The sequence below is a fragment of the Paenibacillus sp. JZ16 genome (assembly GCF_015326965.1).
Classification (GTDB): Bacteria; Bacillota; Bacilli; order Paenibacillales; family Paenibacillaceae; genus Paenibacillus_AQ.
Genome location: NZ_CP017659.1, coordinates 5,497,830 through 5,511,264, shown reverse-complemented (window position 1 = coordinate 5,511,264; position 13,435 = coordinate 5,497,830). Strand labels below are relative to the sequence as shown.

At 52.7% G+C, this 13,435-nt stretch carries 10 protein-coding genes and 1 pseudogene; all 11 read right to left on the bottom strand.

The features are described from left to right. Positions 1-107: 107 nt before the first annotated feature. The 11 genes and pseudogenes from BJP58_RS24740 to purB all read right to left on the bottom strand — a co-directional run bounded on the left by BJP58_RS24740 (position 108) and on the right by purB (position 13,433). Positions 108-825 (bottom strand): annotated as a pseudogene (locus BJP58_RS24740) (response regulator transcription factor). A 428-nt stretch (positions 826-1,253) separates the two neighbouring features. Beyond that, positions 1,254-2,522 (bottom strand): phosphoribosylamine--glycine ligase, encoded by a 1,269-nt coding sequence (gene purD, locus BJP58_RS24735; protein WP_194540971.1) that lies wholly within the window; start codon positions 2,520-2,522, stop codon positions 1,254-1,256. A 218-nt stretch (positions 2,523-2,740) separates the two neighbouring features. Beyond that, on the bottom strand, positions 2,741-4,288 hold the full coding sequence (gene purH, locus BJP58_RS24730) for a bifunctional phosphoribosylaminoimidazolecarboxamide formyltransferase/IMP cyclohydrolase (protein ID WP_194540970.1): 1,548 nt from the start codon (positions 4,286-4,288) through the stop codon (positions 2,741-2,743). 151 nt (positions 4,289-4,439) lie between these two features. Continuing rightward, on the bottom strand, positions 4,440-5,051 hold the full coding sequence (gene purN / locus BJP58_RS24725) for a phosphoribosylglycinamide formyltransferase (protein WP_194540969.1): 612 nt from the start codon (positions 5,049-5,051) through the stop codon (positions 4,440-4,442). Then, entirely contained in the window at positions 5,051-6,091 is a 1,041-nt protein-coding gene (gene purM / locus BJP58_RS24720; RefSeq protein WP_194540968.1) for a phosphoribosylformylglycinamidine cyclo-ligase, read from the bottom strand. Before purM ends, purN begins: the two co-directional genes overlap by 1 nt. 178 nt (positions 6,092-6,269) lie before the next feature. After that, complete coding sequence (gene purF, locus BJP58_RS24715; protein WP_145039121.1) at positions 6,270-7,748, bottom strand: amidophosphoribosyltransferase; 1,479 nt, start codon at positions 7,746-7,748, stop codon at positions 6,270-6,272. Beyond that, the gene (gene purL, locus BJP58_RS24710; RefSeq protein ID WP_194540967.1) at positions 7,733-9,976 is read right to left on the bottom strand and encodes a phosphoribosylformylglycinamidine synthase subunit PurL; all 2,244 of its coding nucleotides are present in this window, start codon (positions 9,974-9,976) and stop codon (positions 7,733-7,735) included. The genes purF and purL overlap by 16 nt, the downstream gene beginning before the upstream one ends. Beyond that, the gene (purQ, locus tag BJP58_RS24705; RefSeq protein ID WP_194540966.1) at positions 9,954-10,643 is read right to left on the bottom strand and encodes a phosphoribosylformylglycinamidine synthase subunit PurQ; all 690 of its coding nucleotides are present in this window, start codon (positions 10,641-10,643) and stop codon (positions 9,954-9,956) included. The genes purL and purQ overlap by 23 nt, the downstream gene beginning before the upstream one ends. A gap of 4 nt (positions 10,644-10,647) precedes the next feature. Further along, on the bottom strand, positions 10,648-10,893 hold the full coding sequence (gene purS / locus BJP58_RS24700) for a phosphoribosylformylglycinamidine synthase subunit PurS (RefSeq protein ID WP_012819094.1): 246 nt from the start codon (positions 10,891-10,893) through the stop codon (positions 10,648-10,650). A gap of 50 nt (positions 10,894-10,943) precedes the next feature. Then, positions 10,944-11,834 (bottom strand): phosphoribosylaminoimidazolesuccinocarboxamide synthase, encoded by an 891-nt coding sequence (locus BJP58_RS24695; RefSeq protein ID WP_194540965.1) that lies wholly within the window; start codon positions 11,832-11,834, stop codon positions 10,944-10,946. Between the two features lie 303 nt (positions 11,835-12,137). After that, the gene (purB, locus tag BJP58_RS24690) at positions 12,138-13,433 is read right to left on the bottom strand and encodes an adenylosuccinate lyase (protein ID WP_113061551.1); all 1,296 of its coding nucleotides are present in this window, start codon (positions 13,431-13,433) and stop codon (positions 12,138-12,140) included. Positions 13,434-13,435: the final 2 nt, after the last annotated feature.

The window sequence follows — 13,435 nt, the reverse complement described above, 5'->3', positions numbered from 1 at the left end:
CTGAAGATATATAAATATCACCGTGCATAAAATAAAACTCAGGACAAACATCATCACCAAAATAATGGTTATCTTGATAAAGCGAAAAGCCATTGTGACCATTGGATTCATTCTTTTTCCTTTCTTGGGGCCAGCATTTTGTAGCCAAGTCCACGAACGTTAACAATAAACCTTGGGTTTCTGGAATCAGGCTCCACCCTTTTTCGCAGTCTGAAAATATGGATTACAACCGTCTTCTCATCTCCAAGGTAGGGCTCCTTCCAGACCGATTCGTATAATTGACGCGTACTAAAAATACGGTTCGGATGTCGGCACAGAAATACAAGCAGCTCCCATTCACGTGCCGGGCACTCCACTTGCTTGCCATTTACGATCAGTTCCCCGGCTGCAAGATCCAGCCTAAAATAACCAAAATCCAGTTTGAGTTAATCGCGGCTGAGCCTCTTGTTCCCGCTGTGTTTTATATTTCAGACGAGCTTTGGTGCGGGCAACAACCTCCAACGGATTAAATGGTTTCGTAATATAATCGTCCCCGCCAATGCCAAACCCCATCAGCTTGTCCAAGTCAGCATCCCGGGCGGTAAGAAAAAGGATCGGCGTTTCGGTCATTTTGCGAATTTTTCGGCACACCTCGAAGCCGTCCTCATCCGGAAGCATGACATCCAGTATGATGACGTCCGGATTAAACTCCGTTAATGTTCGCACCGCTTCCTGCCCTGTGCCCACACTTCGAATATGCCGAAAGCCTTCCTTCTTCAACACGGTAGTCAACATATCGCATAAGCCTTGTTCATCATCTACAAGCAAAACCGAAATGTTATCCATAGCATTTTTCTCCATCTTTTCATATTTCAACAAACAGTTGCTTTTATTATATAACAGAGTCAACTCCCAAAGACTCAGAATATCTGTTGAAAGGTGCTGGGAATGGATCAACTCTATCCTTTCTTATTCATCCTATCTATGCAAAGTTAACATTAGGTAAACAGAAACTGAACGAAGCATAAATTAATACAAGGCATCATCGTGCAGCGTACGGCTATCTGCTCCTATTACGGACAGCGCCTATGGTCCCATTCCAGACAGACACATTTATGTTAGAGTTAAGTTTATGCAAAATAATCAACTGACCAAAGAGGTCTGAATAGACGTTAGGCCCGTGAATCCATTTATGAATACAAACAAAAGGAGTCTTCTTCAAGAAGACTCCTTTTGTTTCAATTATATTTATTTTATCAGTCAAAAAAATGACTCTACACAAGCGCCTTCAGCGCAATATCCGTCCGGTTCTGCTTGCCTTCAAACAAAATCGCTTCTGCACGCTCATACGCTTTCGCCCGTGCGGATGCGATATCTGCCCCTAGTCCGACAACGCCCAGGACACGGCCGCCATTCGTTCTCCACGTTCCATCAGCATCGCGGGAGGTTCCCGCATGAAATACAATCGTTCCGTCCTGCTCGTTATCCAGCCCATTGATGGCAATTCCTTTTGGATACGATGCAGGATACCCGCCGGAAGCCAGGATGACGCATACCGCTGCTTCGTCACTCCACTCCAGTTCTAAATCAGCCAGGTTTCCGTTAACGGCAGCAAGGAATACCTCAAGCAGATCCGTCTTCAAGCGCGGCAATACGACCTGTGTTTCCGGATCGCCAAATCTGGCGTTGAACTCAATGGTCTTCGGTTTTCCGTCCGGCGTAATCATCAATCCGGCGAACAGAACGCCCCGGAACGGACGACCTTCCGCAACCATCGCTTTCGCTGTGGGCTTGATAATCGTCTCAATGGCCTCTTCAATGACAGATGACTGAATATGAGGCAATGGAGAATACGTTCCCATCCCACCTGTATTCGGTCCCAAATCTCCATCATAAGCCGGTTTATGATCCTGTGCCGCCGACATCGGCTTCACGGTTTCACCATCCACAAAGGCGAGGATCGACATTTCCTGGCCTTCCAGGAACTCCTCGATGACCACCCGGCTTCCCGCATCGCCAAACACCTTCGATTGCATAATGTCGCTGAGCGCCTGCTCGGCTTCCTCGATCGTCCGCGCAACGGTAACACCCTTGCCGGCTGCGAGCCCGTCCGCTTTCACGACGATCGGTGCGCCTTGCTGGCGCAAGTAAGCTAGCGCCTTCTCGTAATCGTCGAACTTCGCGTAGGCTGCCGTCGGAATGCCGTATTTATGGAGCAAGTCCTTCATAAAAGTTTTGCTGCCCTCAATTTCGGCTGCATTTTTGCGCGGACCGAATACCGGGATGCCTGTAGCGTCGAATGCATCTACGATGCCGTCAGCCAGCGGATCATCCGGACCGACAACAATGAGTCCCACCTGCTTCTCCACGGCGAATGCCGCCAGCTTCTCAAACTCCGATACCGCGATCGGCACGCACTCGGCCAGCTGTCCGATACCGGCGTTGCCGGGTGCGCAGTAAATCTTATCCGCTTTCAGGCTCTTTGCCAGTGCCCATACGATGGCATGCTCTCTTCCGCCACCTCCGATAACCAAAATATCCATGGTTTACCCCTCCCAATTCATTTCAACTTTACCGTCAACATTTCATAACATGAATGATTTACAGGGCGAAGCGTGAGATCATCTTCACCTTCTGGTTCCCTTAAACTTAAAGGCGGCGCGCTCGAAAGAGCGGCGTCGCCTCTATATGTTGCTGATTGAAAGGTGATCTTCAGCTGCAGCCTCATGGTTGCAGCGAAGCCCCTTTTTATGCTCATGAATTAGTGTTTAAAATGCCGCACGCCAGTAAAGACCATGGCGATCCCGTATTCGTTGGCTGCCTTGATGGATTCCTCATCCTTAATGGAGCCGCCCGGCTGAATGATGGCGGTAATGCCGGCTTTCGCTGCAAGCTCCACGGTATCTCCCATCGGGAAGAACGCATCGGAAGCGAGAACGGCTCCCTTGGCTTTCTCTCCTGCCTGTTCCACCGCAATACGCGCCGAGCCGACACGGTTCATTTGGCCTGCGCCAACGCCAACGGTCATGTTGTCTGCAGCCAATACGATCGCATTAGATTTCACGTGCTTGACCACTTTCCAGCCGAAGAGCAGCTGCTTCAGCTCTTCTTCCGTTGGTTTCCGGTCCGTTGCAACTTTCAGATCAGCGGCGTCCAGGGAATGCACATCGCTTTCCTGTACGATCATGCCGCCTTCGATGGTTGTCACCGCAAGTGTGCTTTGGCGCTCCTTGGCCGAGCCGAACTCGCCCATCTTCAGTAGACGGATATTTTTCTTTTTCGTCAGAATCTCCAGCGCCTCCGGTGTGAAATCCGGTGCCAGGATAATTTCAAGGAAAATATCCTTCAGCAGATCCGCCGTCGGAGCGTCAATTGTCCGGTTCGCCGCCACGATGCCGCCGAAGATGGATGTCGGATCAGCGTTGTAAGCTTTTTGGTAAGCTTCCAGCACATTTGTCCCGATGCCGACGCCGCAAGGGTTCATATGCTTCACGGCCACCACGGTTGGCTCATCGAATTCCTTCACGATCTGCAGGGCTGCGTTCGCGTCATTGATATTGTTATAGGAGAGCTCTTTGCCGTGCAGCTGCTCCGCGGTCGTCAAAGTACCCGCTGGTGCCAGCGGTTTACGGTAAAATGCCGCTTTTTGATGTGGATTCTCGCCGTAACGAAGGTCCTGAATTTTCTCGTAGGTGACGCTAAAGCGCTCAGGAAGCGGATCGCCCGTTACATTCGACAAATAGTCGGAAATCAACGTATCGTAGGCCGCCGTATGACGGAATACCTTGGCTGCAAGACGTTTGCGGGTTTCCAGCGTCGTGTCGCCGCCGACGCGGATTTCCTCGATCACGCTGCCATAATCCGCCGCATCGACAACCACGCTCACAAAAGCATGGTTTTTCGCAGCCGAACGCAGCATCGTCGGCCCGCCAATGTCGATATTTTCGATTGCATCCTCATACTCGACACCCGGCTTCGCGATCGTTTCCTGGAATGGGTACAGGTTCACCACGACCAGATCGATGTAATCGAGGCCCAGCTCCTGCATCTGACGTTGATGCTCCTCGCTGTCGCGAATGGCAAGCAGACCGCTGTGCACGGCTGGATGAAGGGTTTTGACGCGTCCGTCCAGAATCTCAGGGAATCCGGTCACATCGGAGATGCCGATGACAGGAACTCCTTCTTTGGCGAGGAGGTTCTTCGTTCCCCCTGTCGAAATGATCTCTACACCCAATGAAGACAACTCGCGGCAAAACTCCACGATGCCGGTTTTATCCGAAACGCTGACCAAAGCTCTTTTGATACCCACGTTCATACCCCCTATTATGAATGAAATTAACTAAGTAAGCCTGTCTTGATTCCGTAGATGCTGTCGAAGATCCATAATTGCAAATTATTTCCCGAGAAATATCGAACATGTCGATTCACCGAAAGACCTTGTCCGCTTTTATTACAAAAGCCTATTCGGTAATCGTCACATTCCGCCCGTTCAGCGAAATTCGCCCCTGGGCGAACCAGGAAACGACTTCAGAGTATAACTTCTGCTCCACGGCATGAATGCGTTCTGCCAGCACTTCTGCCGTTTCGCCTTCCTTGATCTCTACGGCTTTTTGAGCAATAACAGGTCCGGTATCCATGCCGCCATCCACAAAGTGAACCGTGACACCAGTCATCTTCACACCATAGTCCAGCGCTTGGCCAATCGCGTCTTTTCCTGGAAAAGCAGGCAGCAGCGATGGATGAATGTTGATGATCCGGCCGCTATAGAACTCGACAAAGGACGGACTCAATAACCGCATATATCCTGCAAGAACAATCAATTCGACACCGCGCTGCTGAAGTTCTACCGCAATTTCACGTTCGTAATCTTCCTTCGAGGCATAATCCTTCGGCTGAAAGGCGAATACATCCACATTCGCCGCTTGAGCCAGCTCCACGACGGGAGCCTGTGGCTTATCGCATACCAGGATGCTGATCACGCCGCCCAGGGCCCCCCTGTGCTGCGTATCTACCAAAGCCTGAAAGTTACTGCCCCTGCCGGAAGCGAAAACCGCAATCCGAAACGGCATCATTACACCTCAGCTCCCGTAAAGGTTACGATGCGCTCGCCTTCGGTGACCCGGCCGATCACATAAGCCTCTTCGCCTGCGGAGCGGAGGTATTGAAGCACTCCGTCTGCATCCTGTTCTTTGACGACAAGCACCATGCCGATTCCCATATTAAATGTCGTAAACATATCCTTGTTCGAAATGCTGCCTTTTTCCTGCATTAGCTTAAAGATCGGCAGAATCGGCCAAGAGCCGTATTCGATGTCGACATTGACGCCATCCGGCAGCATACGCGGAATATTCTCGATGAATCCGCCGCCCGTGATATGCGCCATACCCTTTACTTCGATCTCTTTCAACAGTCCGAGCAGCGGCTTCACATAAATCTTGGTCGGAGCGAGCAGTACGTCGCCAAGACGTCCGCCCAGTTCCGGAAGCTCTTGCTGCAGGGAGTAGCCTGCGTCCTCCAGAAGCAGCTTGCGAACAAGCGAGAAGCCGTTACTGTGCACACCGCTGGATGCTAGACCAATCACCGCGTCGCCTGCCGCGATATTCGACCCGTTGATCATTTTGCTTTTGTCGACAATGCCTACGGTGAAGCCCGCGATGTCATACTCGCCTTCACTGTACATGCCCGGCATCTCTGCCGTTTCCCCGCCGATCAGGGAACATCCCGCTTGGTTGCATCCGTCGGCGATCCCTTTGACAATGGATTCGATTTTGGACGGAATGACCTTATCACAAGCTAAATAGTCGAGAAAAAAGAGCGGTTCTGCGCCTTGCACCACAATATCGTTCACGCACATCGCTACCGCATCAATGCCGATGGTATCATGTTGGTCCATCGCGAATGCGAGCTTCAGCTTTGTGCCGACGCCATCCGTGCCTGAGACGAGTACCGGCTCTTCATATTGGTCTTTATTCAGCTTGAACAGTGCGCCAAAACCCCCGAGGTCGGTCATGACTTCCGGTCTGAAAGTCGTTTTGACATGCTTTTTCATACGCTCTACCGCTTCATTGCCTGCAGCGATATCCACGCCTGCTTGTTTGTAAGTATCCGACACGCGCTCAACACTCCTTTTTCGTTATGACGAAAGTATCTGTTCACACATCATTTATGGGCTTAATCAATAACCAGCTTAAAGAGGTTGTTCAAACCAACCTTCTCGGTGCTGAAAACCGACCTTTTTGAACACGCATTTAATGGGTGTATCCGAGAAAAAATGGCTGTCCACTGCAGAATCAGCAGCTGCAGCCCATCTTCTCTTCCCCGTTAAAATCAATCTGCGTCGGGTAATCATTATCAAAGCATGCCATGCACAAGCCGCCTTTAGGGCTGTGCTCATCATAACCGCCAATGGCGGATATAAGTCCCTCCGGGCTCAGGAACGATAAGGAATCCGCGTTGATCTCCCGGCAGATTTCCTCGACGCTTTTCTCGGAAGCGATCAGCTCTCTGCGGTCCGGCGTATCGATGCCGTAGAAGCAAGGGTTCTTGAATGGCGGCGACGTAATCCGCACATGCACTTCGGTCGCGCCCGCTTCGCGAAGCAAATTAACGATCCGGCGGGACGTGGTTCCCCGTACGATGGAGTCATCGATCATGACCACCCGTTTGCCTTCGACCACGCGCCGTACCGCGCTCAGCTTCATCTTCACGCCCTGTTCGCGCAGCTCCTGGCTCGGCTGAATGAACGTCCGGCCCGTATATTTATTCTTGATCAATCCCAGCTCGTAAGGAATGCCCGTTTGCTCGGCATAACCGATAGCGGCCGAGATGCTGGAATCCGGTACGCCTGTAACCACATCGGCATCCACGAACGATTCCAGGGCCATCTTGCTGCCCATCCGTTTACGGGCCGAATGCAGATTGGAGCCGTTCAGATCGCTGTCCGGACGGGAGAAATAAATATATTCCATCGCGCACAACGCTTTGCGTCCCGCTTCCGTATACCGTTCTTCCCGAAGCCCGTTCCGATCGAGAATCAGCAGCTCTCCGGGAGCAACATCGCGGATCGCTTCCGCCCCGATGACTTCAAGCGCGCAGGTCTCCGAAGTGAAGATATACGCATCGCCCAGACGACCCATCGTGAGCGGACGGAGTCCGTTCGGGTCCGAGGCGACGAGCAGCTTGTCATTGGTCATGAGCAGAAAGGCGAACCCGCCCACCAAGCGCTGCAAGGCATCCTTGGCAGCCTCGACAAAATCCTTCGGCGAACGCGCGATCAGATGCGCAATGACTTCCGTATCGCTGGTCGTCTGGAATATGGAGCCCTCCATCTCCAGCTCGCGCCGAAGCTTCGGCTCGTTGACGATGTTGCCGTTCGTAGCAATCGCCAGATTGCCCTCGCGATATTTAAAGACGAGCGGCTGCGCATTCGTCAGTCTGCTGTCCCCGCTGGTCGAGTAACGGACATGCCCGATCGACATGCTGCCCTGCAGCGATTCCAGCTTGTCTTTATCAAACACTTCTTTTACAAGTCCCATCCCGCGGTGATAATTGAAATTCTCGCCGTCGGCTACGCAGATTCCTGCGCTTTCTTCGCCGCGGTGCTGGAGGGCGTGAAGCCCGTAATAGGAAAGGGAGGCGGCATCGGGATGCCCAAACACCCCGAATACGCCGCACTCTTCTTTTAATGTATCAAAAATATCGCTCTGACCTGTTCCCTCATTGTAGTAATCCCCTGTCCACAGTCCTTCGGGTATCAGTTCATGAGACATGGAATGGCATCCTCCCAGACGGATTTCAAAGCCTCCACGGATTCTTCCAGCGCAGAAGCACCGTTAATGTTAATGCTAAGCTTATTCCCGCCGACTACGCCAAGCGCGGTAAATGGAACGTCCGCTTCTTGCAGGAGCTTCTCCAGCGCGTTCTTATGATCAGGAGACACCGACAGCACGATCCGGGATTGGCTCTCGCTAAAGAGCGCTACGTCGTTACGCAGATCGGTTGACCATTGCACGCTCGCCCCAACGTTGCCGCTGATGCAGCTCTCCGCCAGCGCGGCTGCAAGTCCCCCCTCCGACATATCATGCGCGGATTGTACCAGACCGGATTGGATGGCCTTCAGTACGCCGCCGAGCAATTTCTTCTCGGTATCCAGGTTCAGTTCCGGCGGTCTGCCTTCCGATACTCCATGCATGATCGCTTGGAACTCGCTGCCGCCCAGTTCCGCACGGGTATCACCCAGAACGTAGATGGCATCGCCTTCCGCCTTGAAGCCTTGTGTCGTAATATGATCCGTATCATGGATCAGGCCGACCATGCCGACAACCGGCGTCGGATAAATCGCGCCTTTGGCATTCTCGTTGTAGAGACTCACATTTCCGCCGATGACCGGCGTTTCAAGCTCACGACAAGCTTCCGCCATGCCGTCCACGGCTTTTTCCATCTGCCAGAAAATTTCCGGCTTCTCCGGGCTTCCGAAGTTCAGGTTATCCGTAATCGCCAGCGGCTCGGCGCCGGAGCACACGATATTGCGCGCTGCTTCGCTGACCGCGATTCTGCCGCCAAGCTCAGGGTCGAGGTAGACGTAACGTCCGTTACAGTCCGTTGTCATCGCCAGGGCTTTGCGCGTTCCCGGCACCGTTACGACAGCAGCATCCGAACCCGGACGAACGGCCGTGCTGGTGCGAACCATATAATCGTATTGGTTGTATACCCATGCTTTGCTTGCAAGGCTTGGCGAACCGAGCACCTTCTTGAGGGCACCGCCCAAATCCTTCACTTCTTCATAACGAAGCGTATCCACCGCAGCCTGCTCTTGGTAGTAAGCCGGTTCTTGGGATGGTTTGTTATAGATCGGGCATTCGTCTACGAGCGCTTTAACCGGCATGTCGCCTACCACCTCACCGTGGTGGATCAGCTTCAGGCGGCCATCGTCCGTCACTTTGCCGACTTTGGCGCAGATAACGCCCCAGCGTTCGAAGATTTCTCGGGCTTGCTCCTCATGCTTCGGCTCAACCACGAACAGCATCCGTTCCTGGGACTCCGACAGCATCATTTCATAAGGCGTCATGCCTTCTTCGCGCTGAGGCACTTGGTCCAGGTACAGCTCAAGACCGTTGCCTGCTTTACTTGCCATTTCCGCGCTGGAGCAAGTCAATCCAGCCGCGCCCATATCCTGAATGCCCAGCACGATGCCGGAATCAATCAGCTCGAGGCAGGACTCCATCACGAGTTTCTCCATGAACGGATCGCCGACCTGAACGGCCGTGCGGTTCGCTTCGGATTCCTCCGTCAGCTCAACGGAAGCGAAGGTTGCGCCGTGGATGCCATCGCGGCCAGTTGGAGGCCCGACATAAAAGACCGGATTGCCTACCCCTTTTGCAACGCCGCGCTGAATCTTATCATGGTCGATAACGCCGACGCACATCGCATTGACCAGCGGATTGCCTTCATAACTTTCGTCGAATACAACCTCGCCGCCTACCGTCGGGATCCCGATGCAGTTGCCGTAACCGGCAATGCCGGATACCACGTGCTCAAACAAATATTTAACGCGATCGCTCTCCAGCTTGCCGAAACGAAGCGAGTTAAGAATCGCTACCGGTCTTGCCCCCATGGAGAAAATATCGCGGATAATGCCGCCAACGCCCGTGGCTGCGCCTTGATAAGGCTCTACAGCGGACGGATGGTTATGGCTTTCGATTTTGAATACAACCGCTTGGTTGTCGCCGATATCAACGATCCCGGCGCCCTCGCCCGGTCCCATTAGGACGCGCGGGCCGCTTGTCGGGAAACGACGAAGCAGCGGCTTGGAATTTTTGTAGGCGCAATGCTCGGACCACATGACACTGAATACGCCGATTTCTGTGTAATTCGGCTTGCGTCCCATGAAGGAACAGATCAGCTCATACTCGCTGTCCGAAACTCCCATTTGCTTGTAAATCTGATGCTCTGCGATCTGTTCTGCTGTCGGTTCCTTAACGGACGTTTGCTGCGCCATGAGTATCCCTCCATGCCTGTAATATGGATGTAAACATTGCTTTACCGTCATCCGAGCCGAGCAGGCTGCTGACCGCGCGCTCCGGATGCGGCATCATGCCGATTACGTTGCCCCGCTCGTTGCAGATGCCTGCGATATCCTCGATCGAGCCGTTCGGATTGTTTTGATACGTAAATACGATTTGCCGGTTGTCCCGGAGCATTTGAAGTGTTTCTTCATCACAGTAATAATTGCCCTCGCCATGCGCGATCGGAATGACAATCTCTTGCCCCTCCGCGTAATCGCGCGTAAACGGCGTTGTATTATTGTTCACTTTGAGCACCGTGTCATGACAGCGGAATTTCATCGAATCGTTGCGGCGCAGAGCTCCGGGAAGGAGTCCGGCTTCCGTCAAAATCTGGAATCCGTTGCAGATGCCAAGAATATACTTGCCCTCTTCCGCCGCCTTCGCCACTTCGCTCATAACCGGGGCGAATCGGGAAATCGCACCACACCGGAGATAATCTCCATAAGAGAATCCGCCGGGTACCAAAATGCAATCATATGGAGAAAGGTCCGTAGCCGTATGCCACACATAATCCACCGGCTGACCAATCGTCTCTTCTACCGCCTTATAACAGTCAATATCACAATTGGAACCAGGAAAGACCAGCACTGCAAATCTCATTGGTTTAGCCCTCCAATTCATAACGGTAGTTCTCAACCACCGTATTGGCCAAAAGCTTCTCGCACATTTCTTTTACTCGCAGCTCGGCTTCCTCACGGTTGTCCGTACCCAGCTCAAGTTCCATATATTTACCGATCCGCAGGCTTTCCACTTCCTTGTACCCTATCGAATGTAGTGCACCTTGCACCGCTACCCCTTGAGGGTCCAATACGCTCTGCTTAATCGTGACGTAAACCTTTGCTTTCAACATTGTATCCTGTTCCTCCTCGGTATATATGAATGAAATGGTTTATAAAAGCTTTACAGGCTTGCACCCGTGATTCGACTGTAAATATCGGTATAGCGGCGCGTCGTCTCCTCTACCACGGCCTGTGGCAGGGGATCCGGCTCACTGTTCTTATCCCAATCGGACGAAGCGAGATACGTGCGGACGGGCTCCTTATCCATACTGTCAATCTCAATGTCTAGCGCGTAATTCTTCTCATCCCAGAAACGGGAGGAATCCGGCGTGAAAATCTCATCGATCAGAATGATCTCTCCATCGATTAAACCGAACTCAAACTTGCAATCGGCCAAAATAATGCCGTGCTTGCTGCAATAATCGCGGGCGAACTTGTACAGCATCAGGCTTTTGTTCTGCAGCTGCAGCGCCAGCTCCTCGCCGACAAGCTCCTTCATGCGCGATAGCGGGATGTCCTCGTCATGACCGACATCGTTCTTCGCCGCCGGCGTGAAGATCGGCTCGGGAAAAGCCTCATTCTTGCGCAGACCCTCCGGCAGCTTCATGCCGTTAACCTCGCCAGAGGACTGATACTGCCTCCAGCCTCCGCCGGTAATGTACCCGCGCACCACGCATTCGATATCGATGCGTTCGGCCCTCCGGCACACCATGATTCGTCCATCCAGCAGCTCCTTATCCTTGACGGCATCGCCCAGGAGGTTCACGTCTGTATGCACGACATGATTGCTGATGAGCTGCGCCGTTTGTTCAAACCAGAAGGCGCTCAGCTTGTTCAGCACGGTTCCTTTGGCCGGCACGGGCGGCTCCAGCACATAGTCAAAAGCGGAAATACGGTCGGTTACTACAATGAGTACGTGCTCGCCCAGGTCGTACAATTCACGAACCTTGCCCTTATACAGCAGCGGTACGTTGACCAGATGAGTGGCGGTCGATAATGCCGTTAATGTCATGTGTTCCTCCCCCTTGGGGCGACGCGTGGCTCACGCATGAGTAACCGTCGCTCCCTATATTTCTGACGGATGAAAAATAGAATGCTCAGTAGCATGTTAAAGATTTTCAGCTTACTCATCACTACGAATGCGGATTGTTTTTCCGATCCCTGTTGCCCCCAGATTTATTATGAATTTTATTAATTTTGTTTAAATCCGGGGGCAAAGGGGACCTCTCGCGCTTCTCCAAAACAATTCCGCCTTCTCCGTTGTAGTGATTCTCAACTTCACAGAGCCTTCAGGCGATTAATACAAATTTCTTAACTATTCCAATCCCAGCTTGGCAAAAATCGTATCCACATGCTTCAGGTGCCAGCTTGGATTAAATGCATCTTCGATCTCCTCAGCGCTGAGCACCTCGGTGATCTCAGGCGTGGATTCCACGATCTCGCGGAATTGACGCTGCTCTTCCCATGCCTGCATGGCCCGAGGCTGAACGGTATCGTACGCTTGCTCGCGGCTGAAGCCCTTGTCGATCAGCTTCGTCATGATCCGGCCCGAGAAAGGAACGCCGAACGTGCGAGCCATGTTGCGCTTCATGTTCTCCGGGAAGACGGTCAGGTTCTTCACGATGTTGCCGAAGCGGTTCAGCATGTAGTTCAGCAGCATCGTAGCGTCCGGCAGGATGATACGTTCTACCGAGGAGTGGGAAATATCCCGCTCATGCCAGAGCGACACGTTCTCGTAAGCCGAAACCATGTGGCCGCGAATGACGCGCGCAAGACCCGAGATGTTCTCCGAACCGATCGGATTCCGTTTATGCGGCATCGCGGAGGAACCTTTTTGTCCTTTGGCGAATGCCTCTTCGACCTCGCGAACCTCACTCTTCTGGAGTGCGCGGACTTCGGTAGCGAACTTCTCGAGCGAAGTCGCGATGAGCGCAAGTGTTGCCATGTATTCCGCATGACGGTCACGCTGCAGCGTCTGGGTCGAGATCGGCGCCGGCTTCGTGCCAAGCTTGCGGCAGACGAATTCTTCAACCGAAGGATCGATGTTGGCATACGTTCCAACGGCTCCGGAAATTTTGCCGTACTGCACGCCGTCGGCCGCATGGCGGAAGCGCTCCAGGTTACGGATCATTTCTTCATGCCACAGCGCCATTTTCAAACCGAAGGTTGTCGGTTCTGCATGCACCCCATGCGTTCTGCCCATCATCGGGGTATGCTTGTAAGCCAGTGCCTTCTCTTTCAAAATACCGATAAAGCGCAGGATGTCCTGCTCCAAAATATCGTTGGCTTGCTTGAGCAGATATCCCATCGCGGTATCCACCACATCCGTCGAAGTCAAACCGTAGTGAACCCATTTGCGCTCCTCGCCAAGGCTTTCCGAAACCGCGCGTGTAAAGGCGATGACATCATGGCGGGTTTCCTGTTCGATTTCATAAATCCGATCCATATTAAAGGTTGCATTCTGGCGAAGCTTAACGGTATCTTCCTTCGGAATGACGCCGAGATCCGCCCATGCCTCGCATGCGCACAATTCCACTTCCAGCCATGCTCTGAATTTGTTCTCCTCGGTCCAAATCGCCCGCATTTCCGGTCTGCTGTAACGTTCAATCATCG

Coding starts and splice junctions, on each gene's coding strand:
- purN (WP_194540969.1), bottom strand. CDS start 5,051: ATGATGCCGTTTCGGATTGCGGTTTTCGCTTCCGGCAGGGGCAGTAAC.
- purD (WP_194540971.1), bottom strand. CDS start 2,522: ATGGATATTTTGGTTATCGGAGGTGGCGGAAGAGAGCATGCCATCGTA.
- purS (WP_012819094.1), bottom strand. CDS start 10,893: ATGTTGAAAGCAAAGGTTTACGTCACGATTAAGCAGAGCGTATTGGAC.
- purL (WP_194540967.1), bottom strand. CDS start 9,976: ATGGCGCAGCAAACGTCCGTTAAGGAACCGACAGCAGAACAGATCGCA.
- BJP58_RS24695 (WP_194540965.1), bottom strand. CDS start 11,834: ATGACATTAACGGCATTATCGACCGCCACTCATCTGGTCAACGTACCG.
- purF (WP_145039121.1), bottom strand. CDS start 7,748: ATGTCTCATGAACTGATACCCGAAGGACTGTGGACAGGGGATTACTAC.
- purB (WP_113061551.1), bottom strand. CDS start 13,433: ATGATTGAACGTTACAGCAGACCGGAAATGCGGGCGATTTGGACCGAG.
- purQ (WP_194540966.1), bottom strand. CDS start 10,643: ATGAGATTTGCAGTGCTGGTCTTTCCTGGTTCCAATTGTGATATTGAC.